Source organism: Flavihumibacter sp. ZG627 (assembly GCF_000814325.1).
In the GTDB taxonomy this organism is placed as follows: Bacteria; Bacteroidota; Bacteroidia; order Chitinophagales; family Chitinophagaceae; genus Flavihumibacter.
Genome location: NZ_JPHF01000002.1, coordinates 184,450 through 211,034, shown reverse-complemented (window position 1 = coordinate 211,034; position 26,585 = coordinate 184,450). Strand labels below are relative to the sequence as shown.

The window sequence follows — 26,585 nt, the reverse complement described above, 5'->3', positions numbered from 1 at the left end:
TTCAGGTTGAATTAAATAAATGTCTGCCAGGCTTAATCTTTCAAGAGTTCCCCGCAACGTAATTCCACTGCCCTGGCATGTCCGTGAAGGCCTTCGGCGCGCGCCATTGTTATAACTGTATCGGCTATACGCTGAAGGCCGTCTTCAGTTAGTTGTTGAAAGGTGATCTTTTTCACAAAGCTGTCAACACTAACTCCACTATAAGCCAGGGCATAGCCATTTGTTGGCAGGGTGTGGTTTGTACCACTTGCATAATCACCCACACTTTCGGGAGAATAATGACCAATAAATACCGACCCGGCATTTATTACTTTCTCTGCAAGTTCTGCGGCCCCCTCACAGCAGAGGATCAGGTGTTCAGGCGCATAGGCATTGAGAAGTTCCATCGCTGCATTTTTCGTGTCAGTTACCACCATTGTACTTTTCTCCAAAGCCGTAGCGGCCATTTGCCTGCGTGGAAGATTTTCTAATTGCCGTGTAAGCGCTTCTTTTACAAGGGGGATGAGATCCTTATCTGTTGTTACGAAAAAGACCTGGCTATCCACTCCATGTTCGGCCTGGCTAAGCAGGTCGGCTGCAACGAATTCCGCATTTGCAGAAGCATCTGCAAAAACTGCTACTTCACTGGGACCGGCAGGCATATCAATAGCAATACCACGTTGTTGAACCAGCTGTTTTGCCGCAGTAACATACTGGTTACCCGGACCAAATATTTTATACACCCGTGGTACTGATTCTGTTCCAAAGGCCATTGCTGCAATAGCCTGAACTCCACCCAGTTTGAATATCCGGGTAACGCCAACCACAGAAGCAGCAAATAATATTGCAGGATGGAGGTTACCATTTTTATCAGGGGGAGAACAGAGAACGATTTCGCTGCAACCTGCAATTGTAGCGGGGATGCCAAGCATCAGCAAGGTTGAAAAAAGTGGCGCAGTTCCCCCGGGAATATATAATCCAACTTTTTCTATGCCCACAGATTTACGCCAGCAACGGACCCCGGGCATTGTTTCAATAATTTCGGGGCCCATGAGCTGGCGTTTGTGAAAAGAACCAATATTATCAGCAGCCTGGCGAATAGCCTGTTTGAGTTCTGAACTAATCATAGATTCTGCTGCAGCGATCTCTTCTGTACTCACTGCAAAATTCTCAAGTTCAACCCCATCAAATTGGCTGGTAAAGTGGTACAAGGCAGCATCACCATCTTTTTCAACACGGTTAAGCACCTGCATAACTGTACCTTCCAGTGATACAGCATCCATAACCGGTCTCTTAAGGAGTTCAGGCCATTGACTTCTTGGGGGATCGATGTATATCTTCATAAACTAATTCATTAATTGTATTCCGGCAATCGTTAAATGATCATTTTTTCTATCGGAATCACCAGTATTCCCTGTGCTCCCGCATCTTTAAGTTGTTCAATGATATCCCAGAAACGGTCTTCACTGAGCACACTGTGTACACTGCTCCATCCGGGTTCGGCCAGGGGAAGTACAGTAGGACTTTTCATTCCAGGTAATAAGGCGATAATTTCCTGCAGTTTATTATTGGGGGCGTTCAGCAGAACATACTTGTTATTCTTGGCTTTCTTAACAGCCCTGATACGGAATAACAAACGGTCAAGCAACTGTAATTGATCTGCTCTCAGTTTCTCATTCCGGATAAGTACAGCCTGGCTCTTTAGAACGGTCTCCACTTCTTTAAGTCCATTCATAAAGAGGGTGGACCCGCTGCTTACCAGGTCAACAATTGCATCTGCAAGCCCAATGCCGGGTGCAATTTCCACTGAACCGCTGATCTCGTGGATCTCAGCACTAATACCCTTTTCTGCAAGAAATTTTTCAACAAGGATAGGATAACTGGTAGCAATCCTTTTTCCCTGAAGAAACCCAACCCCTGTATAATCATCCTTGCGTCCAACGGCTATGCTGAGCCGACACTTCCCAAAGCCTAATTCTTCCACTATAAAGGCTTTTTTATTTTTCTCATACATCACATTCTCACCCACAATACCAATGTCTGCCACCCCATCTTCAACGTACTGTGGGATATCATCATCGCGGAGAAAATAAATTTCCAGGGGAAAGTTCTCCGCTTCGGTTTTTAACTTATTGATTCCATTCTTCACATCAATGCCGCAATCCTTGAGCAGCTTCACAGAATCTTCGTATAACCGACCGCTTTTCTGTATAGCGATCTTGAGTTTTTGTTGCATATGCTTGTAATAATAAAAAAGGGCCTACCTGTGGTAAGCCCTCAAATGTTTATATAGACGCAAACATCATCCGCTTACTGCGATGGCAGAAAATGATGATGATGGTGTTTTTGCGTGTTTTGAATCATTGCGGTGCAAAAATATAGGCATTGAGGGCAAATCTCCAAATTTTAATTTTAACGGCTTCACGCAATAGGGTCGAATGGGTCTTCTTCCTTAAATTGGGCACAATAAAGAGCTGATATGAAAAGATCCTATTCATTATTTTTTTCCGCACTTCTTTTATGTAGTATAGTGATGGCTCAGGATGACAGCCATTACCAGACCCCGCCAAAAGACATTACTGACCTGGCATTATCGAAACCCACCCCCACCGTTACGGTAGATGGAAAAGGACAATGGATGATAATTATTGAGCGGGCATCTTTCCCGACAATTGAAGAGCTTGCCCAGCCAGAATACCGGATAGCGGGCATAAGATGGAATCCGGCTAATTTCGGTGGTAGCCGAACAACATACTTTAACAGTTTGCAATTCAAGAATCTCAAAACAGGTAAAACAACTACATTAACCGGCATCCCCGAAGATTTAAAAGGAACCAGTTTACAGTGGAGCCCCGACCAGGCTTCCGTTGCTTTTCTACATCATGGAAATGACCGCATCGATATTTATACGGCAAAACCAGCTGATGGAATTGCAAAAAAGATCAATGGAAAGCCTGTTAATGCAGTAATAGGGTCTTCTTTCAGCTGGGTGAATAATGATATGATCATCTATAAATCAGCAGTGGGTTCAGGTAAGGCCGAACCGGTAAAAAAAGCAGCACCTACGGGCCCTGTAATACAGGAGTCACTCGGAAAAGCAGCAGCTTCCCGCACCTATCAGGATCTGATCAAAAGTCCGCATGATGAATTACTCTTTGAATATTATGCAACAGCCCAACTGATGCAAATTCAATTAAGCGGTAGCGATGTTGTGGAAAAACCTATCGGAGAGCCTGCTATCTACCGCAGTTTCAGTGTTTCACCCGATAAACAATACATACTAAAAGGAGTGATCCAGAAGCCCTTTTCCTACCTGGTGCCCTGGAGTGGATTTCCTTCCAGTTATACAGTTACAGATATGGCCGGAAAAACAGTTCGTACTATCACAAATAACCCATCTTCTGAAGGTGCACCTATTGGGTTTGATGATGTAGTCAGCTTTCCCAGGAATATCGACTGGAGAGATGACGAACCTTCTACAATTTATTATGTCCAGGCACTTGACAAGGGATTAGGCAGAACTACATCAGCAAACAGGGATGCCGTTTATACTTTGACAGCGTCAGGTAATGAACAACCAAAGGAACTGGTTCGCACAAAAAGAAGGTTCAGGGGGATTGACTGGGGAAATGCACAAACAGCCCTTCTTTATGAAGCGATGTTTGCAGACCGAAAGTCAAGGATCAATCTTTTAAATCCGGCAACAGGAGCTGTTGACAGCCTGCATGAAAGGAGTTCAAATGATGCATATAATGATCTGGGAAATGTTGTGAGCACTCGAAATGAATATGGCAGGCAGGTCATTAAAATAATGAAGAGTGGGGATATTCTGCTTACATCCTCAGGATCGTCTCCGAACGGCGACTTGCCCCTACTCCGTTCTTTGAACCTGAAAACGCGGGCCACCCGTGAATTATGGCGGAGCCAGGAAGGTGTATACGAGTTTGTAGTTGATATTCTTGATGCTGAAAACGGCGATTTTATAACCCGGAGAGAAACACCAACTGAAACGCCAAACTTCTATATGCGAAATTTCCGCAAACCATCAAAAAAGGGAGGGCTGGCACTTACAAACTTCACAAATCCTTACCCTCAGCTGGAAGGCGTTTCAAAGGAAAAGATCTCCTACAGAAGGGCTGATGGAATTGATCTTACCGCAACACTTTATTTACCAAAATCCTATGATGCAAAAAAAGATGGTCCCCTTCCGGTGCTAATATGGGCCTATCCGCGCGAATATAAATCTGCTGCGGATGCAGCTCAGGTGAGAGGATCGAAATATACCTTCACAAGTGTTTCTTATGGCGGGCCGGTATTCTGGGCAACCCAGGGATATGCTGTACTTGATAATGCAGAAATGCCCATAGTGGGAGAAGGTAGTAAAGAACCAAACGATAATTTTATTCCTCAGTTATACCTTAATGCCCATGCTGCCATACAGGCCGTAGCCAGCAGAGGTGTGGGGGATAGTAATCGCGTTGGTGTGGGGGGGCATAGTTACGGTGCATTTATGACTGCAAATCTACTTGCACATACCAATCTTTTCAAAGCAGGAATCGCACGTAGCGGAGCATATAACCGAACGCTTACACCTTTTGGCTTCCAGGCCGAGGAGCGTACGTATTGGGAGGCTCCGGATGTATATTTCAATATGAGTCCATTCAGCTTTGCCAATAAAATCAAAACCCCGCTTCTTCTTATACATGGCGAAATGGATAATAATTCTGGAACATTCCCTATCCAGAGTGAACGTTTATACAATGCTGTAAAAGGGCATGGCGGAACAGTACGCTATATTACCCTACCCTATGAAAGCCATGGATATGCAAGCAAGGAAAACATTCTCCATATGCTCTGGGAACAACATCAATGGCTTGAAAAATATGTAAAACAACCAGATTCAAAGAAAGCTTTCTGATGAGATGTATCTTTACATCCTATGGTCAAAATAGGAAATGATGTTTCAGTAGCAGTTGCTCACCTCCGGGCTGGAGAACTGGTAGCAATTCCAACTGAAACTGTATATGGATTAGCTGCTAATGCACTTGATGAGGCGGCTGTTGTCAGGATCTTTATGGCTAAGAACAGGCCTCAGTTTAACCCGCTGATCATTCATGTAGCGAATACGGATCAACTGGAAAATCTGGGTCTTTTTCTTCCCGATAAAGCAAAGGCACTCGCAGCGCATTTTTGTCCGGGTCCAATAAGTTTTGTTATTCCAACCTCTGAAATGATCCCTGGTATTGTAACGGCAGGAACACCAGCAGTGGCGGTCCGTATCCCCAATCATCCTCTTACGCTTTCATTGTTGCAGCAACTTGATTTTCCCCTTGCCGCCCCCAGCGCTAATCCATCCGGCTATGTTAGTGCCACTACAGCCATGCATGTGGCTGAACAGTTGGGTGATAAACTGGGATACATACTTGATGGAGGAGAATGCAGGGTTGGAGTTGAATCCACCATTATTTCATTTATGGAGGCGGAACCCCGGCTTCTTCGTTTTGGCGGAGTTTCACTTGAAGCTATTGAGGCCATAATTGGAAAAATTGCGCTGCCGGAAGAAGGTTATGTTGATAACCCCATTTCACCGGGAATGCTGGCAAAGCACTATGCTACCAAACACAAAATGTTGTGGGGAAACCCTCAAGAAATATTGTCGGCAAATTCAGATACAGCTTCTGAAAAAATTGCAAGTATTACTTTTAAGGAATCGCTGGATTTGATTCCAGCAACAAACCAGTTTATCCTTTCTCCTTCAGGCAGCCTTGAAGAAGCTGCCAGCCGATTATTCGGCGCAATGAGAATGGCTGACAGTATGAATATTGAATTGATAATTGCGGAATCGTTTCCGGAGGAAGGACTGGGCAGGGCAATTAATGACAGGCTGAAGCGTGCATCTACCATTTAAGTATGGTTTTTACAGCGATTTAACAAACTTCAAATGCATGAATACAACCCGGGATCGCTGAATATTCGTCTAATGTAATATCTTAATAACAAGGGACCAACTATGATGATTCGATTATTATTCGCCATTTTGCTTTTTTCTTCCTGCAGTGTTCAGGCGCAGCGTAAATCAAAAGACAAAGATCAGACAGCTTCAGCTACACTTGATAGTATTGCGTTTCACTTATATACCGACAGCTTGAAAAAGGGAGTACATAATTATATTAATGTTGATGGTCATTACTCAGATGGAAGGTGGCTTCCGCTTACCAGTAAAGATTTAAAATTCAGTTGTGACGGAGGAAAATTCGAAGGAAACAGTCTTTTACTTGATAAAGATTTCAAGGGTGATAAAGTAACGGTTACCGTATCGCATAATACAAATAATGCTCTAACTCGATCCATGATAATCTATATCAAGCAAAAAGGGGATGATGAAAAGTTAAAGACTAAAGAAGAGATCCTTGATGAGATCAGGAATCCGGGTACAAAACCACGTAAAAAAAATAAAGGCTTCCTGGGTTAGAAGCCTTATAATCCATTACATTTTTTTCGCATCTTCCAGGAACTTAGCCAGGCCGATATCTGTTAACGGATGTTTCAGCAGGCCCAGTATTGATTCAAGTGGGCAGGTGCATACATCGGCACCAAGTTCAGCACATTTTATAATATGGTTGGGATTCCTGATAGAAGCTGCGAGGATTTCCGTTTTAAAACCCTGAATACCATAAATATTCGCAATCTGTCCGATCAGTTCAGTGCCATCCCATCCGCTATCATCAATACGTCCAATGAAGGGAGAAACATATGCTGCTCCTGCCTTTGCTGCCAGGATTGCCTGCCCGGCGGAAAACACCAACGTACAATTTGTTTTGATCCCGTTATCGGTAAACCACTTTATGGCCTTTACACCATCCTTTATCATCGGAACCTTTACTACAATATTAGGATGGATAGCTGCAAGTTTCTGACCTTCTTCCACCATAGTTTTAAAATCGGTGGACAGAACCTCTGCACTGATATCTCCATCCACCATTTCGCAGATGGCCTTATAATGATTGATAATATTCTCTTCGCCCTTAATGCCCTCTTTTGCCATAAGGGATGGATTGGTGGTTACACCATCAAGAATTCCTAATTCATTCGCTTCCTGGATCTGGGCCAGGTTGGCAGTATCAATAAAAAATTTCATGTATTGGGTTGTTTTTGACGCTGACGAAGATAAGAAGAAATGGGTGACCAATGACGCGGCAGAGAGTGCGAGAAAGGAGAAATAAAAAATGGCAGGCTACTCACATCGCACCGCTACAACCACCTACCCTTGCTGTCTTCCGACCCTGGGGGAGTTCAGTAGGAGCTGGTCGTATGAGACCTGCCGGCGCAAAGATAGGGTAAGATGATTTTCCTGACAAATCAATTTGAAATAACGCCCGGCCTTCCTGCCAGTGAATTGATAGAAGCAGCAGCGATGAGTTCATCAGCCCTGCCACCCAGTGCCCTGTAATAAACAAGGATGGTGTAATTATTCTCTGCTTCCCAATAATTTCCTTCTGTTCTGTCCATGCTGAAAAAGGCCTTCTCCCCTTCCCCTTCCTTTGTCGCATAACCATAATAGTAATATCCCTGTTTCAACCAGATTGAGGTTTCATATATTCCTTTTTCTTTGTTGAATACCATTCTTGATTGCGGGTCTTTACCGTAATTTGTTAGTTCCCCGAAAAGGTAAAGATCATTACGGAATGGCATTCCACCTGGGGGTTTATAACTGAAATGAACGGTTGCATAATCAGCCTGCCAGAAGGGATTTAATCCATCCAGCGTTTCATTGAAATACATGCCATTACCATCGCGGTAATAAACAAAACGCTGGGCAGAACGATCTATATCTGTCTTTACATATATGTCAGTAGCAGAGGGTGAATAGCGTGCGCTATCAACACGGTCACTCTGGAGCCTGAAGCTGCGCAGGTCGAGCCAGCGCCATTCTTTGCCTGATGAGAACACACCATCCTGTTCCGCATTGAACTCCAGATTGTTTTGCCTTATAAATGTTGGCCTTAAGCCGAACTTCTTATTGTCCCACCGGTTATTCTGCAGAATACAAACATTTATCTGCTGCATAGCATTTACAATATTGAGATTGCGGGTGGTAACGGTGAAATTGACTTTCTGATGGGTAGTGAATAGCTGGTTATTGAATGGCTGAAGAACCTGAAGGGCAATCCCGGCTTTTTCTTCCACTACCAGCACCCTTCTTGTAAATACCACTTTTGAAGGATCTCCATTAAGAAAAACTTTTATGAGGTAATTACCAGATCGGGAAGGTCCGCTGCTTCTATCTGGTAATGAAACCTGGTAATGTGTATATCTGGTAAGTGCAACTGAAGAATTTCTATATGTAGTTATACGCTGCTGAGTAAATCCTTTTATATAATCCATTGCGCTGAGCATTACCGGGCTCCAGTCGGCATTACGCAGTTCCCATAAATAGGAATAGCTTTTAACGCCCCCTTCGCGATCATCAAAATGCAGTTCCAACTGATCTCCACCATTGAGCCTGATCAGTGGATAGCCAAAAGGATTACCAGCCGGATATAGTTTCAGATTCTGAATATTTGAATAATAAATGATATCCGGCTCCTGGGCTTTCAATTTCAGAGGCCCAATGGCAGTCAGAACAAGCAGGGCAATTATTATTATCCGTAATTTCTTCATGGCACGCATCCTTATTACTTGTAAATATCATTCAATTCCCTTCAATTATCGCACACTCGGGCACATCCTTTATATTTGTTGACTAAAACCATGCCGATTGAATGTTGCCGGATTCATAGCAAGGAGAGTGGCATTTAACCGCCAGAAATCCTTTTCCCGTTTTATTATCCGCCTTGCGATAGCTGCAACCACCATTAGTGTAACTGCCATGATCATTGCACTGGCTTTTACTAGTGGCTTCCAGTACGCCATCAGCCAGAAGATCTTCAGTTTCTGGGGACATATAAGGGTTCAGCATTACGAGCCCGATAAGGTTGCCATTGCAGAAGAATATCCAATAGATAAAAATGATACTGTAGCAGGATTGAAAAAAACTGTTCCGGGTATAAGATCTGTGCAACCTTATGCAACTAAAAATGCCATCCTTAAAACTGCCGAAAGCATTGAAGGTGTATTGTTCAAAGGTATAGACAGCAGTTATGATACAAGGCGGATGTCATCCTTTCTCAAAGAGGGTCGCTGGATGCAATTCCCTGACAGTGGTTACAGTAATGAAATTGTACTGTCTACCTATACGGCAAACCAGTTAAACCTCAAGGTCAACGAAAGCATACTGATTTATTTCATACAGAATGACGGATCGGCGCCAAGGGCCAGGAAACTGAACATCTGCGGCATTTACAAAACTGGTATCGAAGATTATGATAAGATGATCGCCTTAGGAGACCTGCGGCTGATACAGCGTCTTAATAACTGGTCTCCTAACAGTATTGGGGGTTATGAAATATTCCTGGAGGACCATGAATTGATAGATGTGGCCAATGAGGCAGTATTCACTGAACTTCCGGTATTATGGAACAGCAGAACCATTAAAGAGATATATCCAAATATATTCGACTGGCTTTCATTACAAGATAAAACCATTGCCATTGTGTTGATCATCATGATCATTGTTGCTATCCTGAACCTTATAACATGTCTGATCATCCTGGTATTGGAACGTACAAGAATGGTTGGGGTTCTGAAGGCCATTGGCGCACCCGACGGTATGATACAAAAGATCTTCCTTTATCATGGCGGAGTAATCACTCTAACGGGCATTATCCTTGGAAACATTCTTGCGTTTACACTCATATTTCTCCAGAAACGTTATGGACTTATACGTTTGCCGGAAGAAATGTATTATATCAGTAAGGCAGAGGTTAAGGTGATCCCATGGCAGATCCTGGCTGTTAATGCTGGTACATTCCTCATTTGCATGGCTGTGCTGCTGATACCTACTTATATCATCCGCAGGATAGAACCGGTTCGTGCCATTCAGTTCAAATAAAATTATAAGTCCGTAATTATATGTGATAAAATGATTCCTGTGGCAACGGCAGCATTGAGAGATTCTGCCGCCCCCATCCGGGGTATGGTCACAAAATATTTCAATTCATTCTTCAATTCAGATCTGATCCCCATTGATTCATTTCCTATAACCAAAGCCGATGGACCATGAGCCTTAATATCCCGTAATGGAGTTCCCTCAAGTGTAGCTGCATAAAAGTGCCTATGTGAATGTGTTCTGACATACTCCACCAGGTCTGTATAAAAAATTTCTACCCTCCCAATGCTTGCCATTGTACTCTGTACAACCTTTGGACTAAAAGCATCGGCACAATCCTGACTACATATGATTTGCGGAACACCGAACCAGTCGGCGATCCGGATAATGGTCCCAAGGTTTCCGGGATCCTGTATTCCATCCAGCAAAATTTGCCAGCTCCCGGGTTCAATAACGAGGTCGGGCTTGTAAAATATTCCTAAAACCTGGTTAGGTGTCTTAAGGAATGAAATCCTCTCCAGCTCTCCTTCAGAGATTTCAAAATATCCTTTATCACTTGTACTTACTGCCTGTGAGGCGTACCATTCCAGAGTTCCATACAGCTCCTTTGTGCGTATATGCGGCATACCCAGAAGTTCCGCAACTATCTTTCGTCCTTCGGCCACAAAGAGGCCTTCTTCATCCCTGAATTTTTTATGGCTCAAACTTTGGATATATTTGACCTGATTTTTTGTAATCATTACCTTATACTTTTTTTCAACAGACTATGCCCGCAGTTATAACCAACATGTACATCCGTAAATTTTATTTCCGGATGCTTCTTTGGTTACCCCTGCTAATGGCCTCCGGATGCAAGGTTATAAAAAATTATTCCCCCGATAAACCTTTTGTTTACAAGACGGATATCAAATTAAGAACGGATATGCGGACCTCAGAAAAAACTGAGCTCATATCCAGGATGCAGAACCAGCTTGACGACAGCCTCCAGGTGAAATGGGTACGAAAAGGCTTTAAGCAGATTCTTAACAAACCTGCAGTTTTTGATAGTTCTTATGCCGTTAATTCCATCGGCTACCTGGATGATCTGCTGCGTGCACAAGGTTTTATGTATGGGGAGATCAAATGGGACTCAACTCTCACACAGGTGGAAGATCAGCAGCGGGTAACCGTGAACTTTGATGTGGTCACTGGCAAGGTAATGCGCTTTGATTCCATAGATTTTGCATTCAGGGATAGTCTTTTACAAGAAATAGCCCTCAAAAACAGGGAGAAATCGATCCTGAAGAAAGGGGATACATATAGTAAAGAAAAAATATCTCTTGAGCTTGACCGTATTCTCAATATTTACCGCAACAATGGATATTTAAAGATAAACCGGGACGACATTTACGCAGAAGTAGATACTGTGGTTGGGGCACTTATTGACCCGGGACTGGACCCTTTTGAACAGATTCGTTTACTCGAAGAAGTCCAGAACAGGAGAAACAATCCCCAGATAGATGTAGTATTCAGGCAGAAAGGAATTGAGAACCCGGAACACCTGCAGCAGTATCATATCCGGAATGTTAGAATCTTCCCTGACCGACAGTTGTTAGGTGATTCTCTCCCCGTTTACAGAGATACAATTGTGAGAGATGGTATTCAGATTCTCAGGACCCGTGATCTGTTCAAGCCCTCCTTCCTGGTTCGCAATAATTATATTCAGCCAGGAGCATTATATAAGCAGGAAGACGTTTACAGAACCAACAATATCATGGGTCAAATGGGTGCCTGGCAACAGGTTGCAGTTGACCTTCTGCCGGTAGACAGTCTGGGCATTGTGGATGTAGATATCAATATGTACCCTGCAAAAAAGCAAAGCCTTAATATTGATCTGGAAGCGAGCAGGAACGCATCAGATGTGGTGACAACCAGTAATTTGCTGGGTCTGGGCTTAAACTTCGGATTACGTGACCGAAACCTTGCCCGACAATCTATCCAGGCCTCCACCAACCTGCGTTTTGGCATTGAACTCGGTAATAAGGGACAGATCATTCAAACATTCCAGACAAGTCTGGGACAGAATTTCACCATCCCAAAATTTGTGGCCCCTTTTCCAATAAGGGGTGAGAAAAATCTATTATCGTCCCGAACCATCCTAAATGCAAATGGCTCTTATACCGACCGGCGGGCTTTTTATAAAGTACAGGCATTAAATGCATCCATTGGATATGACTGGACAAATAAAAAAAACCGAAACTGGATCTATAGTCCGCTTAATATTGAATTTGTCCGGGTTTTTTCAACGGATAGTCTTCAGCGCTTATTCGATAGTATTCCCAATCTCCGCAACTCATTCAATGACGGTCTGATCATTTCCCAGAAATTAATTGTGTTGAGTGCATGGTCAAGGTCAAATAAAGTGATAAATCTTAAAATAGGTCTTGAAGAGAGTGGAGGCGTATTTGGAAATATTAAAAGCTGGGATCTTCAGGCCAGGCTCTCAAGATACCTGAAAGCGGATATTGATTTCCGCTATTACATAAATCAAAGCAGGAGTTCATGGGCATTCCGGTTTTTTGCGGGGATGGGGCAGCCATATGGAAAAGTGGTTGATACTCTCGGGAATATTACCAAAGAGAATAACCTTCCCTTTTTTAAATCATATTTTGCCGGGGGGCCAAGTAGTATGCGCGCCTGGCAGGTTCGCCAGCTTGGTCCGGGCTCATCCCGTCTTTTCGGCAGCACCAATGCAGATCGATTTGCAGACATACAGTTGGAAACAAATGCAGAATTCAGGTTTAATCTGGCAACCATTTATGGTATCAGGGTAAAAAGTGCCCTATTTACAGATATTGGAAATATCTGGTTTCGTAATAACAGGGGGAATCCAAATTTAGATCCTGCTGTTTTTCGTTTAAGCAAGTTGTATAAAGACCTTGCTGTGGCGGGCGGAACCAGTTTGCGATTCGACTTCAGTTATTTCCTCATACGTTTTGACTGGGCATATAAACTTAAGGATCCATTCTACTCTAATTTCAACAATGGTTGGTTTTATAATCTTCGGCCTGGTAATGGTCAATTTCAATTGGGGATCAATCATCCGTTCTGAGTGCATCAGCTATCATTTCTTCTGCTGACTCCATTGTATAGGCATCTTCCACTCTGAACTCCCCTATGCGTGTTCGGCGAAGAGAACTTAAATATCCTCCACAGCCTAGTGCAGCGCCAAAATCATTTGCCAGGCTTCTTATATAAGTACCGGTTGAACATACAACCCGAAAATGTACAAGAGGCATTTTTATAGAAGTGATCTCAAATACGGAGATAGTAACTGCCCGTGGTTCCATTTGAACTTCAATGCCTTTTCTGGCCAATTCATAAACCCGCTTCCCATTAATTTTGATGGCAGAATGAATGGGTGGCACCTGAAGTATTGGTCCTGTAAAAAGGGCGGTTGCCTTGCTTATGGATTCATCATTTAATTCCGATATATCTTTTTGTAATTGCGGCTCGCTCTCCAGATCGAAAGTGGGAGTTACTGCACCCAGGGTAATGGTTCCCGTATATTCTTTTTCACGGGCCATATATTCATTTATCTTTTTGGTAAGTTTTCCCGTGCAGATAATAAGCAATCCTGTTGCAAGAGGATCGAGCGTGCCGGCATGACCAACTTTTTTAGTCTTCACCAGGTTCCTGATCTTTCTGACTGCGTCAAATGATGTCCATTCCAATGGTTTATCTATCAGCAAAACCCTGCCTTCTGCAAAAGGATTATTGAATAAGTCCACTTTTTAATTTTCGCAAAGGTAAGGATCGTTCAGTACCATTGGGCTTTGTCGGGTTTGGGATTGGAAGCTTTCTCAACTGAACGTTTCAGTATCTCCCAATTACTAATCAATACGGGCGACAGATCCCTTGCAATGGAGTATTTCCGTGCAAATTCCTGAGCATGCTTTTTTCGATCCTCTGTAAGAGGGTGAGTGCTTAAAAATCCTGGCAATTCTATGCCTTCACTGGCTTCTTTGAGTCGGTCCATCAGCATTACCATTCCTTCGGGATCTACATTATTTTTCACCATCCTTTTCATCCCTTCTTCATCGGCTGATTCTTCAAGTGAGCGGGAATAGGAAAGGCTGCGAAGCATATTTGCCTGTGACGCAACGGCACCACCAATAGATCCCAGGTCGCCGAAAACCATGCTTAGCATGAAGCTGCCGGTCAATTCCTGGAGCATATTGCGAAGACTATGGCGTTCATTCACATGAGAGGCTTCATGACCAAGTAATGCAACTAATTCTTCAGGGCGCTGCATCTTCCGGAGGATACCTTTATAAACCACTATATGACCTCCCGGAATGGCGAAAGCATTTACCATGGTATCGTCAACCACGGTAAATTGAAGATCATAGGTTTCACTCAGATCCAAGGCAGTGGAAAAATCCGCCAATGCTTTGGTGGCATCCTGGTGAATAGTCTGGTCTTTAATCATAGCTTCATAAACCAGTTTACCCAGTTCGGCCTCCTTACGAGGAGAGATAAGTTGTAAGCCAATTCCGGATAAGCCGGATACAAGCAGGTAGTAGCCGCCTATAACCACCAGCAGAAATAAGCCTAGTAATAATGGTAGTTTTATTTTGCTGAGCCCCTTAAACCACCGGTCGCGATCACCTGCTGCATACTTCATTAATTCGGGTAGCATCAAGTGATGACGCGGAATTTGAAGGGTTTGAGAACCATCGGGTAGCAAAGAAAAATGAACTGCATCACCCGAGTTACTCAATAATCGGATACCATTAAAAGGAAAATCTGCCAGGAAATTATTACCACCTATATCATAGAGCTGGATGGCATTGTTGAACAACAAGATCCTGGCAGGAACCGGTCTGGCAGACTGGCCATTAAAATATTGTACTATGGTTTGGTCCATTGCACAAAGTTAAACATGATAAAGTGCAAAAAATGTGTTCATGTTCATATAACGAATCCGAAATCAAGCAGGTCACTGAACTCCTCCCCTGTTGCATCATTATAAGATTCCTGCGCCTGTTGCAGTTCATCAAAAGCAATATAGCCGTTGATCAGAATATTCCTGGTCAGGAAATTCATTGTTCTGGTAGTAGCCCATGGACTGCCTAATCCAAAACTGAATACCACAATAAGCATATTGATCACTATCAGTTCAAAAAAATCAACTGCTTCGGCCCTGCTATGAAGGAACAAGGCACGTTCTTCCTGTTCTATATGAAGATTGTTTACAAAGTACCGGAAGATATCACGCTGCCACCAGAAAAAATAAATACCAAAAGTAAAAATGGTCAGAAAATATCCTTTGAAATTCAACCAGAAATACTCACCCCCGTCTGCATCATACCGGAAGCCTGCATTACCGACACGAATATTACTCAGCATATATCTGCGAACATTGATGGTGAACCAGGGTCCATAAAACCCCAGCGTTATAATAGTGAACAATATTCCTTTAAGGAAGATCTTAACCAGCTCTTTCCGTTCACCAACATAACCAAACCGTATTCCACGCCAGTTACTCTTTGCCATGCGATAACGATAGGAACTGTGGAGAATAAAGGGAGTGAGTGCTATTAGGAAAAAATAAAAGCCAAGAAGGATCAGCTGTGTTAGCCCAAGTTTTTCAGTGGTAATTGCATAAATAAGCAGTGCATACCAAATGAGGATGAGTACAAAGGCATTGATAAATCCTTTGAACATTTCCTTACCGGTACCAGTAAACGAAAAAGGAGAATCTTCAAAATGCGTCTGGCTGTAGAGGTATGACAGGGTACGTGCTTTTGCCCAGGGATAATATAATCCCAGGGTTAAAACGGTGAGGATGATGTTTACAAGTTGGATCTTGAATAGTTCGAGGCCCTGACCCAGATACTGAAATTTGTAATAGCGATGTTCCATGTGGAAGTTGGTTTGGTTGTTTATTAATACCTGCCCCAGTTGAATAGAGTGGCAAGTGTGCCCATGAATATGAATAGTAAATACAGCAAGAGTAATATCAACAGTATTATTCCAAGGAAGCGGAAAAATGAAAGAAGGTTATCGAATGACTTAGCCAGAAGAAATTTGTCATTTGCCTTTATAGCCTTGCTACACTGATGAGAAAACAGATATAATTTTATACAGGGAAATAATGTCAATAAAAGAAGGGCCAGGTATATGATCAGTAACGGATTTCTTTCTGTACTGCTTAGAAGGGAATCTTTATAAACCGGTAGTGTTCTTGAAAGTATTCCCCGGGTAATTAAAATTATCAGGAGTATTACCAGGATACAAGAGGAAAGCGAAATGAATTTCCCCCAACGGGAAATCTTATGCAATTTTCTTTTGGCCTGGAAACTGAGAATGCTTTCTGTTTCCTCTGTATTTTCTGGCATAATTCAGGATAAGTCCTGAAAAATAAAAAAACATGCACAAGTTTACGATTGTGCATGTCTGTTTTTTTTATTGTGTTGGAGGAAGAAAAATTTTAATAGGCCCTTGCAAACAAAACCCGCTGAGTGCTTGGTTTGCCCGTAAGGATGCATTTGCCATCCTCCTGCTCATTATCAAGCGGTATACAACGAATGGTGGCCTTGGTTTTTTCTTTGATTGCCTCTTCTGTATCTGCGGTACCATCCCAATGAGCAGCAAAGAATCCTCCTTTTTCATCCAGGCCTTTCTCAAATTCTTCCCAATTATCAACCCGGGTAATATGGCTGTCGCGGTATTGTTTAGCCTTATTGAACATGGAGGACTGTATATCATCCAGCAGGTTTTTGATATGACCAGCAAGACTGTCCATTGAAACACTTGACTTTTCCTTAGTATCGCGCCGGGCAATTTCCACAACATTATTCTCCAGGTCGCGGGCTCCAATAGCAATTCTTACGGGTACACCTTTCAATTCATATTCGGCAAATTTCCAACCCGGACGTGTATTATCACTATCATCATATTTCACGGAAATTCCCAATGCTTTAAGCTCAGTCATTATCCCTTTCACCTTTTCACCAATTATTGCCTTTTGTTCATCACCCTTATAAATGGGAACAATTACTACTTGCTGCGGGGCGATCTTTGGTGGCAGGATAAGACCCTGGTCATCAGAATGGGCCATTACCAGGGCTCCGATAAGCCTGGTACTTACACCCCAGCTGGTTGCCCACACATATTCAAGTTTATTCTCCTTTGTCAGGAATTTAACGTCAAAAGCCTTTGCAAAATTCTGTCCCAGGAAATGAGATGTGCCAGCCTGAAGTGCCTTGCCATCCTGCATAAGGGCTTCAATACAATAGGTATCCTCTGCGCCGGCAAATCTTTCACTTTCGGTTTTACGGCCTTTAATAACCGGAACTGCCATATACTCTTCAGCAAATTGGGCGTATACATCCAGCATCTGGTTTGTTTCTGCTATTGCCTCCTCCCTGGTAGCGTGGGCTGTGTGCCCCTCCTGCCAGAGAAATTCTGCTGTACGGAGGAAAAGGCGGGTCCGCATTTCCCAGCGAACCACATTGGCCCACTGGTTTATCAGCAGGGGCAGATCGCGATAGCTTTGGATCCAATCCTTATAGGTATTCCAGATGATAGTTTCTGAAGTTGGACGAACAATCAGTTCCTCTTCCAGCTTAGCATCGGGATCAACAATAACACCGCCGCCATCAGGATCATTTTTAAGCCGGTAATGGGTTACAACGGCGCATTCCTTGGCAAACCCTTCCACATGGGCGGCTTCTTTACTTAGAAAGCTCTTGGGAATAAAGAGCGGGAAATAAGCATTCACATGGCCTGTATCCTTGAACATACGATCAAGCTGGTCGCGCATATTCTCCCAGAGGGCAAATCCATATGGTTTAATTACCATACATCCCCGAACGGCGGAATAATCTGCCAAGCCTCCTTTCAGTACAAGGTCATTGTACCATTCTGAATAATTCTGTGCCCTGCTGGTGATCTCTTTACTCATTATAAGTTGTTGGGTTTTAACAATCTGCTTGCAACAATACTTTGCAAAACGCTGTCTTATATTTGTACTTTTATACAGCGAACGCAAAAGTAATTTTTTCAAACCATTAATGACTAAGCTATGAACCTCAAAATTTCGGGACTGATCGCTGGGCTGGCGCTGGTGGCGTTAAGCAGCTGTTCGGTATATAAATCCGGACAAACACCGGATGACGTATACTATTCCCCGGGAAATACAGGTATAGCGGCAGCTAAAGGTGGTAATGAAGAATATCTTGAAACCGATTCAAGACGAAGGTATAATGATGCGGCTATGAGTGACAGCTATCGTGATGACCAGTATATGCGAATGATGATCGCCTCAGGCCGCCGGCCATATTTCCAGGATGATTTCATGATGATGGATCCGTGGATGCGATACAATTGGCGCTGGAACAGCTACATGACATGGAACAGTCCATTTAACAGCCATTGGAATTCAATGTATATGTGGAACAGTTTTTACAACCCTTATATAGGATTCTCCTTTGGCAACTGGTATAACCCATGGTATGGCGGAGGTGGATTTGGCAACTGGGGAGGTGGCAAATATCCCAACGCCGGGTTATTTAACCGGCCAAGTCGCCCAGTTTCCGCATTTGGAATGAGCAGTTATCTCAATACCAATTCCGGCAACCGTAACACCTATAAACCATCCAGAACATATAGTTCTGATTATAACAATAATAACAGGAATTACAATTCCAATCAGAACCGCCGGTCAATATTCAGCGGTAATGAAAGTTCATCTGATCGGCCCAGCCGCAGTTACTCACCTTCTTCATCCGGAAGCAGCAACAGAAGTTCCGGAAGCAGCGGTGGTGGTGTTAGCAGGCCAACCCGCAGGGGCGGAAACTAAATAGGACGGTTCACAATTATAGGAGGAAACACCTGGCCACTAATGCATTTGTTTCCTCCTTTTTTATAACCATAGGTATTCAACTAAAGCGCACGTACATGCGAAAAAGTATATTAGTATTGTCGGCAGGCTTGCTCTCCCTTTCTACTTTCGCACAGGTTCCGGAAGATGCTCTGCGGATGTCATTGTTCACTCCCAACGGTACTGCAAGGAGCCAGGCAATTGGTGGTGCCATCGGGGCACTGGGTGGGGATATAAGTTCCAATTTTGTAAACCCGGCAGGTATAGGTCTTTTTAAAACCAGTGAGATAGTTTTCTCCCCCGGCTTTAAATTTATTACGAATGATGCAGGTTTCAGGGGCAGCTCTTCTGCTGAAAAAAGCAATGGATTTGTATTAGGAACCTCCGGACTGGTAATGGGTATGTCTGACGGCATGAATCGAAACAGGAATACCGCTTTTAGTCTGGCTGTCAACAGAACTGCTGATTTTAATAATAAGATCCTATACAGAGGTCAGAATAATTTCAGTTCTTATTCCGAAGCATACGCATCTGAAATCGCTGAATCGGGGCTAACCCTGGATGAGGCGCTTAATAGTAATAGTATTTCATTCCCTGCCCGCATGGGATTGTATACATACCTGGTTGATACACTAACCAGCCCCGGCTTTGGAACAGAAGTGGTAGCTACTCCCCTTCGCTACGCATTTCAGAATGATACAGCCTTCATGCTGAACCAGGAGAATTATATTGAAACTTCAGGAGGAATCACTGAGCTGGCTATAACATTCGCGGGTGGAACAAGAGACAAGATTTACTATGGTGGTAGCCTGGGTCTACCCATTGTGAACTTTGAAAAGAACAGCGTGCTTTCAGAGACGGATGCTTCCAATAATAGTAACAATGATTTTCAGGAAGCCATTCTTCGTGAAAGATTTACGAGCAAAGGTTTTGGTCTGAATCTTAAAGCCGGTATTATTTATAAGCCGGTAGAAAAACTAAGGCTTGGTTTTGCCTTCCATACACCTACCATTTACGCATTGAAAGACACCTATGATGGAACGCTCGAAACCGACCTTGAAGGATATAATGGTATAAGCACTGTAAATGTAAAAGAACTAAATGATGGGTTTCTGCCGGAATATGAATACGACCTCTCCTCCCCCTGGCGCTTTATAGCAAGTGGGGCATATGTGATAAATGAGGTGGCAGATGTACGCAAACAAAAAGGTTTTATTTCCGCAGATATTGAGTATGTTACCTATGGCAGTAGCCGTTTCAGGAACGCTGAGGAAAGCACTATTGAGGACGAAGCTTTCTTTACGGCTGTAAATGGCGTTGTGAAAGATATTTACAAAGGAACGATCAATGCCAAAGTTGGTGGTGAGCTGAAATTCAATACCATAATGGCAAGAGCTGGTTTTTCATATTATGGAAGTCCATACGCAGATAGTGAACTTGACGGTAAGAGAATGTTTGTGAGCGGTGGATTGGGTTATCGCAATAAAGGCTTCTTCATTGATCTGACATATGTTCATCGTATTACGAACGATGTAAATTTCCCATACCGGCTTTCCGACAAAGCAAACACATTCGCTGACCTGCGGGGAACTGGAGGGAATGTTATTGGAACTGTAGGAATCAAATTCTGATAATTAACGTAAAAATTCACGCCACCAGTAACCTGAATCCTTAATAGTACGGAGCTGTGTTTTAAAGTCGACATATACCAGGCCGAATCTGGCTTCATGTCCTTCCGCCCATTCAAAATTATCCATCAGTGTCCAGGCAAAATATCCGGAAATCCTGACTCCGTCTTTCATACACTGATTGAGTGCCTGAAGGTGTGTTTGAAAATAATTGATCCGATCGGCATCATTTATTTTTCCACCTATAAATTTATCATTATAAGCCGCTCCATTTTCAGTGATCATCAGCTCCTTAATGGCACCATATTTCCAGAAACGTTTGATTATATTTTGAAATGAGGAAGGATTTACTTCCCAACCCATAGCCGTGTAGGGTACCTGCCTCGATTTAGCACTTACTTCTGAGGCCTGAACTATGGGAATAAATGAATTATGCTTAATGACTACCGGAAAATAATTCTGGAGTCCGATAAAGTCCATATCGAATTGCATCCTGTCAGTGTATTTCCAGCTTAGATTCTCCCTGTTCATTTTATCCATCAATCCTTTATCATCCTCAGGAAATCCTTTACCCAGTAACGGTTCAACCAATAGGCGGTTTAAGAGAAGATCAATTCTTGCAGCAGCCGTAAGATCATTTTTATTCAAGGTTGCTGGTATTACTTCAGAACAGGAAAAAGTTGTGCCAATTCGGGCGCCATCAACATATTTTCTAAGAATTCTCCCACCCTCTGCCTGTGCGATTGCAGCATGATGAACGGCCCTGAGAAAAAAAGAAAGATTTTGTTTACCGGGTGCATGCTTTCCCATCATATATCCTAGCGAAGTAAATCCTACCGGTTCATTTAAAACTAACCAATGTTTTACCCTATCCCCAAATGCTTTTGCGCAGATCTTGGTGAAATGCCTGAACCATTTGTTTATTAGGGGACTAACCCATCCACCTTGTTGTTGCAGTACTTGCGGGAGATCCCAATGGTATAATGTAATAAAAGGTATTAATCCATTCAGAAGACATTCATTAATCACATCATCATAAAACCGAATACCCTGCACATTAACCTTTCCTGATCCATCTGGTAAAATTCGAGACCATGAAATGGAAAACCGGAAGCTATTAAAGCCCAGCGCTTTAACCAGGAGGATATCATCCTTATAGCGGTGATAGAAATCACAAGCTTGTGCCGGAGTTACTCCTCTTTTTATAACACCAGATCTGCGGGCGAAAACATCCCATATAGATACACTTCTGCCATCGGAAAGAATTGCACCTTCATTTTGTGCCGCTGAAATGGCTACGCCCCAATGAAAATCGGGTCCAAAAGCTGAAGCTTTGAACCCGATTCCTGAATCACTTTGATGCTGAATCATATCAGCCACAAACTACTTCAGATATATTGTATCAGTATTATATTTTTGTGAACATTCGTCCGGCAACTTCTTTATCCATTCCATAAATATCTTCACGGAAATTCAATCTACCTCTCTCATCAACCCATGCCGTATAATAAGTAATAAATACTTCAGCAGGGTCTTTCAATTTTACAAACTTTTCCGTTCCTGCATTCATAGCTTCGAAGATGCGATCATCATCCCAACTTCCTTCATCCTCCAGAAGATAGCTCGCCAGTTTCGGTGGTTCACTAACTCTAATACAACCATGACTGAAGGCTCTTTTATCCCTGCTGAAAAGTGATTTACTGGGAGTATCATGGAGGTAAATATTAAAACTATTTGGAAATAGGAATTTGACTTTACCAAGTGCATTTTTTTCACCAGGAAGTTGACGGATTGTTGGTAGCTCACCGTTGTTTTCAACGATCTCCATATTGTTTTCGGCCAGGTAATTGGGATTCTTTGCCATAGCAGGAAGTATCTCGTTTTTTACAATTGAGGGAGGTACATTCCAATGGGGACTAAATACAACCTGGTTCAGTGTGCCGGTAAACATTGAGGTATGGTGTCCGACTTTTCCAACAACTACATCCATATCAAAAACCTCTTTTCCGTCTTCCAGGGCATGTAGTTTATACTCAGGTATATTAATCACAATTAGTTTTCCTTTGGGTTGTGAAGGCATCCAGCGCATCCTGTCGAGGTTAAGCAATAACTGCTTCACGCGTTCAGTTGCAGGCACATTCAGATGTTTCAGCAGGTCAGCATTTACTATGCCGGTGGGAGTATATCCATAACGTTCCTGGTATGATCTGATACCATTTTCCATGGCATCATCAAAAACCATTGTTGTATCATTTCCCGGAAGATCACCCGTCAACTGTAAATGCTTTTTGATGGCAAGCACAGCATCAGTTGACTGGCCTTTCTTTATTGGAAGCTTAGCTGAACCCGGCAGTGGCCATCCACCATTCTGGGCGATCTGAAAATATTTATTCAACTGTTCCTTGAGTTTTGCATACTCAGGATTTATATCTTCGAAATACTTATTGTCTTTATGTTTTTTATTAAGAAGTGAATCAGCCCATTCCATGGGGTCACGCTTTGTGAAGGGAACAAATCTTTCCATCTCCTTTCGTTTAACATATCCATCAGCAAAATTTGCCAGCGAATACCGAAGGAAGTTAACGGTCATCATCAATTCAGTTTCCCGAACAGAAGAACCATTATTACCCACACTGAATTCATCTTCCATCAGCGCGTTCATTTTCTTTTGAAAAGGTTTATCGAGCAGGGATGAGTCTGCAGAATAAGTCACATAATGATCATAAAGATTCCAGAATCCGTAAGCCTGTTCTGTGAATCCTTTTGAATTGAACCATCCGAATTGGTAATTGCGTGCATTGTAAAAGCTACGCATACGGTTGGATATGGAATCGGGCACCTGGCGATCTGCGATGAATTTCTCAACATTCATACTATCCAGAAAAAGATCTGAATAGGAATTGCTTTTGTTGATCCAGGTATTGCGCTTGGATATCTTCTTTTTTTCTTTTTCTGCTTTCTCAGCTTCTTTTTCTTCCTTTGATTTGCAGGATAAGAGACTAATAGTAGCCAGGGTAATCAGGATGAATATTTTTCTCATACGCACCATTTAAAAAAATGTATGCCGCCGCATTCCTTTATTGCGAGCCTATCTAAAAGCAGCCATCCAATATTAAATATTCAAAACTTTAATTTTTTGGGGAATTTATTTCCCACTATTAATTTTTTCTTCCAGCCACAGGAGAACTTCTTCAGTTTGACCTGGGGAAAACCATTGTATGGAAAGATCTTTTTTGAACCATGTTAATTGCCTTTTGGCATATTGCCTTGAGTGGGCTTTAATTTGTTCAATAGCTTCCTGCAAGCCGATTTTACCTTTCAAATAGTCAAACAGCTCAGAATATCCTACTGTCTGAAGGGGAGATGTAGCCATGAGTTCAGGCATATTCTCATATATATAATTTACTTCGTCAAGGAGTCCTTGTTCCATCATCATGTCTACCCGATTATTGATCCGCTGATATAAGAGATCCCTTGGCAGGTCGAGACCTATCTTCAGGACCCGGAACGGCCTAATCGCTTTTTTACCCGACTGGTAGTTACGTATACTTTGCCCCGTCGCCATCACCACCTCAAGTGCCCGCATTAATCTTTGTGGGTTTTGGACTTCTCCGGTCTGATAATAAAGGGGGTCTTTCTCCCTTATTTGTTCCTGTAACCATTCAATACCATAGATCCTGAATGAGTCCACAATATTGTTACGGAGGGCAGTATCAATTGGCGGTAATTCATCAAGTGAATCTGTGAAAGCCTTGATATAAAGTCCGGTGCCGCCAACCATCACAACCGTATCATGACGGTTAAAAATCTCCTTTACGGTTGATAGGGCGAAAGATTCGAATGCGGCGGCATTCATTTCATCGCGAATGCTGTGGGAAGCAATAAAATGGTGCTTTACCTGCTGAAGTTCTATATCTGACGGGCGAGCAACTCCAATATTCAGTTCGCGGTAGCATTGCCTTGAATCAGCTGAAATGATCTCCGTTTTAAAGTGCTGAGCAATACGTATAGCCAAAGCTGTTTTACCAACCGCTGTGGGGCCAACAACAATGATACAGGTAGAGGAAGGTTTTTCCACTTCATTTAAATTTCTTCCTCTGTACTCTCTGCTGCGCCAAACTCTTCAGCATCATCACCAAGGTCTTCCCCTTCTGTACCAAACCCTTCTGCACCAGACTGTAGGTCATATTTTTCTTCCATTTCTGCAAGCTTATCTCCTACCAGTCCCTTTGTGCCATATTGCGATGGTGCTATGCCTTCAACGCGCACGGTGGCCGGGTATTCGATCTTGGGATTTTCTTCCCGGGCAACATTGATGAGTTCAACATGAAATACCCAATTGCGAACGAAATCGTAAACATAAACGAACTTCTGGTTCGGGTCATTGATCTCAGAACCCATGGTTGTATCGCTCATAATGAGCGGATCGGCGCGGTATTGTTTATTGTATTTTTCAAGGGTGATTTCACGCCCCCGGGCCCAGCTATCATTGCTACGATAAAAGGTGGCGGCATGTTTATTGTCAAATTCATAAGCCTTCAGGATGGCCTGGTGCAGATCCTGGAAACTTTGTTTATGCCTGATGGCGATATCGCGGTAAACGCTGTCATCTTCTTCAAAATAGATCCTGAACTTCAGTATAGCCATAATAATGAATGCTGTTATTTGTGCGTAAAATACAATTTCTTTTATTGAATGGGGTGGAGGTTATGTTGCGCTGCTTTTTTAACCATTAAACCATAGGCAGCCTCATAGCTGTTCTCGATGTCACCATCCAGGATTGCCTCCCGGATAGCATTTTTGATCTCCCCTACCAGTTTTCCCGGTGGTAAACTGAAAACTTCCATGATCAGCTCACCGGTAATTGGAGGTTGCCAGTTGCGCATCCTGTCTTTTTCCTCCACTTCTGCCAAACGCTGCCTTACCATGTTGAAATTTTCCAGGTAGCGTTTCACCTTGAACTTGTTTTTGGAGGTGATATCAGCAGAACAAAGCATCATAAGGTCTTCAATATCATCACCTGCATCAAAAAGTAATCGGCGGATGGCACTATCAGTAATATTCTCTTTGGTTAAGGAGATGGGGCGAAGATGCAGCTCAACCAGTTTTCTCACATAACGCATCTTTTCATTTTGCGGAAGTTTTAGCCGGGTAAATATCCTGGGAACCATACGACCGCCAACAACTTCGTGTCCATGAAAGGTCCACCCATGACCCTGCTCAAATTTTTTGGTGGGGGGCTTACCTATATCGTGGAGCAATGCTGCCCACCTTAACCAGAGGTCATCGGTATTGGAAGATATATTATCAATTACCTGCAGGGTATGGTAGAAATTATCTTTATGACCCATCCCATCAATATACTCTGCACCTGCAAGGTCAACCATTTGTGGGAAGATGATATGCAGTATGCCCGACTGGTAAAGCAGATCCAGTCCCACAGAAGGTTTTCTGCTTAACAATATCTTATTAAGCTCTTCGGTTATACGTTCCTGGGAGATGATCTTGATCCTGTCAACATGCAGGCAGATTCCTTCCCAGGTATGCGGGTCGATTTGAAATCCAAGCTGCGACGCGAACCTTATGGCCCTCAGCATCCGAAGAGGATCATCACTGAATGTTTGTCCGGGCTCAAGGGGTGTTCGGATGATCCTATCAGCCAGGTCTTTTTGTCCGCCAAAAGGATCAACCAGGCGGCCATAATCCGGCTGATTAAGGCTGATGGCCATCGCGTTAATAGTAAAGTCGCGTCGAAGCTGGTCCTCTTCGAGTGTTCCGGGAGCCACTTCCGGATTACGGCTATGATAGCGGTAACTTTCTTTACGGGCACCAACAAATTCGATCTCAAAATCATCGATACGGAGTGCTGCGGTTCCAAAGTTTTTGTAGAACGCGACCTGTGGTTTTGGCTGAAATCTCTCCGCCACACGGTGGGCAAGATCAATGCCGTCCCCAACACAAACTATATCTGCATCCTTAGTTGGACGGTCAAGCAATTTATCGCGCACAAATCCCCCGATCACAAAGCATGGCATCTGGAGGTCGGCTGCCGCATGAGCGATCTTTTTCAGTAAAAACAATTCCTTTTCTGTGCAATTGATATCCATTGGGCTGCAAAATA

The 26,585-nt window shown here is 43.1% G+C and carries 22 protein-coding genes and 1 other RNA gene; 7 read left to right on the top strand and 16 right to left on the bottom strand.

The window, feature by feature from the left end; all coding sequences use genetic code 11:
* Nucleotides 1-32: 32 nt before the first annotated feature.
* The gene (hisD, locus tag HY58_RS04305; RefSeq protein ID WP_039128523.1) at nucleotides 33-1,322 is read right to left on the bottom strand and encodes a histidinol dehydrogenase; all 1,290 of its coding nucleotides are present in this window, start codon (nucleotides 1,320-1,322) and stop codon (nucleotides 33-35) included.
* Nucleotides 1,323-1,354: 32 nt separating this feature from the next.
* Nucleotides 1,355-2,215 carry an ATP phosphoribosyltransferase gene (gene hisG / locus HY58_RS04300; RefSeq protein WP_039128520.1) on the bottom strand — a complete coding sequence of 287 codons (861 nt, stop codon included), beginning with the start codon at nucleotides 2,213-2,215 and terminating at the stop codon, nucleotides 1,355-1,357.
* Nucleotides 2,216-2,458: 243 nt separating this feature from the next.
* Between hisG and HY58_RS04295 the strand changes: the two genes are divergently transcribed.
* The 3 genes from HY58_RS04295 to HY58_RS18710 all read left to right on the top strand — a co-directional run bounded on the left by HY58_RS04295 (nucleotide 2,459) and on the right by HY58_RS18710 (nucleotide 6,451).
* Complete coding sequence (locus tag HY58_RS04295) at nucleotides 2,459-4,897, top strand: S9 family peptidase (protein ID WP_039128517.1); 2,439 nt, start codon at nucleotides 2,459-2,461, stop codon at nucleotides 4,895-4,897.
* Between the two features lie 21 nt (nucleotides 4,898-4,918).
* On the top strand, nucleotides 4,919-5,887 hold the full coding sequence (locus HY58_RS04290) for an L-threonylcarbamoyladenylate synthase (protein WP_039128514.1): 969 nt from the start codon (nucleotides 4,919-4,921) through the stop codon (nucleotides 5,885-5,887).
* 102 nt (nucleotides 5,888-5,989) lie between these two features.
* Nucleotides 5,990-6,451 carry a hypothetical protein gene (locus HY58_RS18710; RefSeq protein WP_052323830.1) on the top strand — a complete coding sequence of 154 codons (462 nt, stop codon included), beginning with the start codon at nucleotides 5,990-5,992 and terminating at the stop codon, nucleotides 6,449-6,451.
* Nucleotides 6,452-6,466: 15 nt separating this feature from the next.
* Here HY58_RS18710 and fsa read toward each other — a convergent pair whose 3' ends face one another.
* The 3 genes from fsa to HY58_RS04275 form a co-directional block, all read right to left on the bottom strand.
* Entirely contained in the window at nucleotides 6,467-7,117 is a 651-nt protein-coding gene (gene fsa / locus HY58_RS04280; RefSeq protein WP_039128512.1) for a fructose-6-phosphate aldolase, read from the bottom strand.
* Nucleotides 7,118-7,203: 86 nt separating this feature from the next.
* Nucleotides 7,204-7,303: signal recognition particle sRNA small type (ffs, locus tag HY58_RS19145), an RNA gene on the bottom strand.
* A gap of 35 nt (nucleotides 7,304-7,338) precedes the next feature.
* Complete coding sequence (locus HY58_RS04275) at nucleotides 7,339-8,640, bottom strand: DUF5103 domain-containing protein (RefSeq protein WP_039129633.1); 1,302 nt, start codon at nucleotides 8,638-8,640, stop codon at nucleotides 7,339-7,341.
* A 97-nt stretch (nucleotides 8,641-8,737) separates the two neighbouring features.
* On the opposite strand from HY58_RS04275, the gene HY58_RS04270 reads away from it, so the two are divergent.
* On the top strand, nucleotides 8,738-9,970 hold the full coding sequence (locus tag HY58_RS04270; protein ID WP_039128510.1) for an ABC transporter permease: 1,233 nt from the start codon (nucleotides 8,738-8,740) through the stop codon (nucleotides 9,968-9,970).
* 2 nt (nucleotides 9,971-9,972) lie between these two features.
* Here the strand turns inward: HY58_RS04270 and HY58_RS04265 are convergent, their stop codons facing one another.
* Nucleotides 9,973-10,707 carry an RNA methyltransferase gene (locus HY58_RS04265; protein ID WP_039128507.1) on the bottom strand — a complete coding sequence of 245 codons (735 nt, stop codon included), beginning with the start codon at nucleotides 10,705-10,707 and terminating at the stop codon, nucleotides 9,973-9,975.
* A gap of 74 nt (nucleotides 10,708-10,781) precedes the next feature.
* On the opposite strand from HY58_RS04265, the gene HY58_RS04260 reads away from it, so the two are divergent.
* The gene (locus tag HY58_RS04260; protein ID WP_172644598.1) at nucleotides 10,782-13,058 is read left to right on the top strand and encodes a BamA/TamA family outer membrane protein; all 2,277 of its coding nucleotides are present in this window, start codon (nucleotides 10,782-10,784) and stop codon (nucleotides 13,056-13,058) included.
* Here the strand turns inward: HY58_RS04260 and truB are convergent.
* The 5 genes from truB to proS form a co-directional block, all read right to left on the bottom strand.
* Nucleotides 13,042-13,737 (bottom strand): tRNA pseudouridine(55) synthase TruB, encoded by a 696-nt coding sequence (gene truB, locus HY58_RS04255; protein WP_039128502.1) that lies wholly within the window; start codon nucleotides 13,735-13,737, stop codon nucleotides 13,042-13,044. The two genes, HY58_RS04260 and truB, sit on opposite strands and share 17 nt — an antisense overlap.
* A gap of 29 nt (nucleotides 13,738-13,766) precedes the next feature.
* Complete coding sequence (locus HY58_RS04250) at nucleotides 13,767-14,876, bottom strand: M48 family metallopeptidase (RefSeq protein ID WP_039128499.1); 1,110 nt, start codon at nucleotides 14,874-14,876, stop codon at nucleotides 13,767-13,769.
* Between the two features lie 44 nt (nucleotides 14,877-14,920).
* A complete protein-coding gene (locus tag HY58_RS04245) occupies nucleotides 14,921-15,874 on the bottom strand; it encodes a YjgN family protein (RefSeq protein WP_039128496.1) in 954 nt (317 codons plus the stop codon).
* A 23-nt stretch (nucleotides 15,875-15,897) separates the two neighbouring features.
* Nucleotides 15,898-16,350: a hypothetical protein gene (locus tag HY58_RS04240; RefSeq protein WP_039128493.1), complete on the bottom strand. Its 453-nt coding sequence runs from the start codon at nucleotides 16,348-16,350 to the stop codon at nucleotides 15,898-15,900.
* Between the two features lie 92 nt (nucleotides 16,351-16,442).
* On the bottom strand, nucleotides 16,443-17,918 hold the full coding sequence (gene proS, locus HY58_RS04235; RefSeq protein WP_039128490.1) for a proline--tRNA ligase: 1,476 nt from the start codon (nucleotides 17,916-17,918) through the stop codon (nucleotides 16,443-16,445).
* A 120-nt stretch (nucleotides 17,919-18,038) separates the two neighbouring features.
* Here proS and HY58_RS04230 point away from each other — a divergent pair, with 120 nt between their 5' ends.
* Complete coding sequence (locus HY58_RS04230; protein WP_039128488.1) at nucleotides 18,039-18,815, top strand: hypothetical protein; 777 nt, start codon at nucleotides 18,039-18,041, stop codon at nucleotides 18,813-18,815.
* Nucleotides 18,816-18,913: 98 nt separating this feature from the next.
* Nucleotides 18,914-20,467 (top strand): OmpP1/FadL family transporter, encoded by a 1,554-nt coding sequence (locus HY58_RS04225; protein ID WP_039128486.1) that lies wholly within the window; start codon nucleotides 18,914-18,916, stop codon nucleotides 20,465-20,467.
* Between the two features lie 3 nt (nucleotides 20,468-20,470).
* Here HY58_RS04225 and HY58_RS04220 read toward each other — a convergent pair whose 3' ends face one another.
* The 5 genes from HY58_RS04220 to HY58_RS04200 form a co-directional block, all read right to left on the bottom strand.
* Nucleotides 20,471-21,835, bottom strand: a complete 1,365-nt coding sequence (locus HY58_RS04220; protein WP_052323829.1) for a GH1 family beta-glucosidase — start codon at nucleotides 21,833-21,835, stop codon at nucleotides 20,471-20,473.
* Between the two features lie 37 nt (nucleotides 21,836-21,872).
* Entirely contained in the window at nucleotides 21,873-23,504 is a 1,632-nt protein-coding gene (locus tag HY58_RS04215) for a murein L,D-transpeptidase (protein WP_039129629.1), read from the bottom strand.
* A gap of 105 nt (nucleotides 23,505-23,609) precedes the next feature.
* Complete coding sequence (gene miaA / locus HY58_RS04210; RefSeq protein WP_039128483.1) at nucleotides 23,610-24,542, bottom strand: tRNA (adenosine(37)-N6)-dimethylallyltransferase MiaA; 933 nt, start codon at nucleotides 24,540-24,542, stop codon at nucleotides 23,610-23,612.
* 5 nt (nucleotides 24,543-24,547) lie between these two features.
* On the bottom strand, nucleotides 24,548-25,111 hold the full coding sequence (locus HY58_RS04205; RefSeq protein WP_039128480.1) for a hypothetical protein: 564 nt from the start codon (nucleotides 25,109-25,111) through the stop codon (nucleotides 24,548-24,550).
* Nucleotides 25,112-25,152: 41 nt separating this feature from the next.
* Entirely contained in the window at nucleotides 25,153-26,571 is a 1,419-nt protein-coding gene (locus HY58_RS04200; protein ID WP_039128476.1) for a CCA tRNA nucleotidyltransferase, read from the bottom strand.
* Nucleotides 26,572-26,585 lie beyond the last annotated feature (14 nt).

Excerpts from the sequence above, each read along its gene's own strand:
- HY58_RS04215 (WP_039129629.1), bottom strand. The coding sequence starts at position 23,504 with ATGAGAAAAATATTCATCCTGATTACCCTGGCTACTATTAGTCTCTTA.
- hisD (WP_039128523.1), bottom strand. The coding sequence starts at position 1,322 with ATGAAGATATACATCGATCCCCCAAGAAGTCAATGGCCTGAACTCCTT.
- HY58_RS04290 (WP_039128514.1), top strand. The coding sequence starts at position 4,919 with ATGGTCAAAATAGGAAATGATGTTTCAGTAGCAGTTGCTCACCTCCGG.
- hisG (WP_039128520.1), bottom strand. The coding sequence starts at position 2,215 with ATGCAACAAAAACTCAAGATCGCTATACAGAAAAGCGGTCGGTTATAC.
- HY58_RS04240 (WP_039128493.1), bottom strand. The coding sequence starts at position 16,350 with ATGCCAGAAAATACAGAGGAAACAGAAAGCATTCTCAGTTTCCAGGCC.
- proS (WP_039128490.1), bottom strand. The coding sequence starts at position 17,918 with ATGAGTAAAGAGATCACCAGCAGGGCACAGAATTATTCAGAATGGTAC.
- HY58_RS04220 (WP_052323829.1), bottom strand. The coding sequence starts at position 21,835 with ATGATTCAGCATCAAAGTGATTCAGGAATCGGGTTCAAAGCTTCAGCT.
- HY58_RS04265 (WP_039128507.1), bottom strand. The coding sequence starts at position 10,707 with ATGATTACAAAAAATCAGGTCAAATATATCCAAAGTTTGAGCCATAAA.
- HY58_RS18710 (WP_052323830.1), top strand. The coding sequence starts at position 5,990 with ATGATGATTCGATTATTATTCGCCATTTTGCTTTTTTCTTCCTGCAGT.
- HY58_RS04245 (WP_039128496.1), bottom strand. The coding sequence starts at position 15,874 with ATGGAACATCGCTATTACAAATTTCAGTATCTGGGTCAGGGCCTCGAA.
- HY58_RS04250 (WP_039128499.1), bottom strand. The coding sequence starts at position 14,876 with ATGGACCAAACCATAGTACAATATTTTAATGGCCAGTCTGCCAGACCG.
- HY58_RS04225 (WP_039128486.1), top strand. The coding sequence starts at position 18,914 with ATGCGAAAAAGTATATTAGTATTGTCGGCAGGCTTGCTCTCCCTTTCT.
- HY58_RS04275 (WP_039129633.1), bottom strand. The coding sequence starts at position 8,640 with ATGAAGAAATTACGGATAATAATAATTGCCCTGCTTGTTCTGACTGCC.
- HY58_RS04205 (WP_039128480.1), bottom strand. The coding sequence starts at position 25,111 with ATGGCTATACTGAAGTTCAGGATCTATTTTGAAGAAGATGACAGCGTT.
- HY58_RS04260 (WP_172644598.1), top strand. The coding sequence starts at position 10,782 with ATGCTTCTTTGGTTACCCCTGCTAATGGCCTCCGGATGCAAGGTTATA.
- HY58_RS04200 (WP_039128476.1), bottom strand. The coding sequence starts at position 26,571 with ATGGATATCAATTGCACAGAAAAGGAATTGTTTTTACTGAAAAAGATC.
- HY58_RS04295 (WP_039128517.1), top strand. The coding sequence starts at position 2,459 with ATGAAAAGATCCTATTCATTATTTTTTTCCGCACTTCTTTTATGTAGT.
- HY58_RS04230 (WP_039128488.1), top strand. The coding sequence starts at position 18,039 with ATGAACCTCAAAATTTCGGGACTGATCGCTGGGCTGGCGCTGGTGGCG.
- fsa (WP_039128512.1), bottom strand. The coding sequence starts at position 7,117 with ATGAAATTTTTTATTGATACTGCCAACCTGGCCCAGATCCAGGAAGCG.